Below are 1,404 nucleotides of genomic sequence, written 5' to 3'. Positions count from 1 at the left end.
CATCCCCTTACACACATCGTGCTACAACAGCTCACGAGCGAAACGCATCCCCTCAACGCACACAGCAATGTCACGTAGCCCAAGCCACAACGTCTTGGCCCCCGGTTCGCCATCTCCTTTTCGCCCAAGGAAGCCGCCCAGTTGTGCAATTAGCCTCACCACCGCATTCAGTGACGGCGTTTCCTTCGGCGGACGTTTCTTATTCAAGATATACGCCGCACGCCATTCGTCCGCTTCAAACAGCAGGTCCGCCGGCAAGTCTGGCAAACTCCGGCCAAGCCGCATTAACCTGTTGATTCTCCAGCTCACCACCAGGTAGAGCGCCAAGGCGTTTTCAATCCGCTCCACCTCCCCAAGCTGCAGGGCTTCGATTCGGCAGCCTTCTTTCAGAATCAGGAAGAACAGTTCAATCTCCCAGCGCGCCCGATACCAGTCAATCAGCTCGACTGCCTGTTCCAGGTTTTCTGCCGCACGGTTGCTGAGCAATCTCCACACGACAGGTTTGACGCCTGCGGGTGGGTTAATTTCTTCCGCCAGCAGGAAGGTGACGGGCAGATTGTCTGCTGTGCCTTTCAGTTCAATGCGTTCTGCTCGCAGCCGCTGAGTGACTGTGCGTGCTTTGCGTCCTCGTCCTGCCGGTAGCGAGAAGGTGATGTTTCCCAACGGTTGCGCCTGTTCCAGCCGAGTCCAGAGCTTGCCGCCGCCAGGCAATGCCCGGTTATGCTGGCAGCGAATCAGGTAGTCGGCTGCGTGTCCAAGATCACGGGCTTTGATGAGTAAAGCCAGGATATCTGCTTCGCGATCTGCGACATAGACTTGCCGAGTTTGCGGCAGTGCGCTGGCCCGTTCAGCCACCCGCTCATAGCCTTCGATCCAGCGTGTGCTTTCCTTGACGTCATCACGCACGCCATCGGCGTTTTTGGGTTCGCGCGCCCATATCCAGGCGTCGAGCACGCCCAGAGGTTCGCGGGCAGGGGTGATGACGTAGGAGGGGTGCAGATAGAGGCCTCGTTGTGCGTCATAGCTCAGCGGCCCCAGGCCGGCAGTCTGCCGGCCATTGAAGTTAAGCTCAGTGGTGTCCTGGATGTTGAGCACCACCGGGTGGTGGCGCATGCGTTCGATGCTGTTTGCCCAATGTGGCTCAAGCAGTGCTTGCCATGAGGTTTTGGCGTTGGACAGCAGGCGATAAGCTGCTTGTGTTTCGGCCCAGCCGTGACAGGCGCCAGGGATGCTTTCGGTGGGTTTATTACTCAGGCGTTCGGCCAGCAGCACGGCGCGAGCATTGAGTCTGGCATCATCCAGGTTCAGGGTTTTGAATTCTTCAGCTGCCCAGTTCATGATGGCGCTCGTCGGTGAGAAAGGCTTGCATCTTACGGTGACTGGCTACTTGTGTGTAATGGGATG

The 1,404-nt window shown here is 58.0% G+C and carries 1 protein-coding gene; it reads right to left on the bottom strand.

Annotation, left to right across the window (positions count from 1 at the left end; genetic code table 11):
* Nucleotides 1-21: 21 nt before the first annotated feature.
* Nucleotides 22-1,338, bottom strand: a complete 1,317-nt coding sequence (locus DFR34_RS16670; protein WP_110392274.1) for an IS4 family transposase — start codon at nucleotides 1,336-1,338, stop codon at nucleotides 22-24.
* Nucleotides 1,339-1,404: the final 66 nt, after the last annotated feature.

The sequence above is a fragment of the Rivihabitans pingtungensis genome (assembly GCF_003201855.1).
Lineage (GTDB): Bacteria > Pseudomonadota > Gammaproteobacteria > Burkholderiales > Aquaspirillaceae > Rivihabitans > Rivihabitans pingtungensis.
This window is presented reverse-complemented; position numbering and strand designations above follow the sequence as displayed.

Excerpts from the sequence above, each read along its gene's own strand:
- DFR34_RS16670 (WP_110392274.1), bottom strand. The coding sequence starts at position 1,338 with ATGAACTGGGCAGCTGAAGAATTCAAAACCCTGAACCTGGATGATGCC.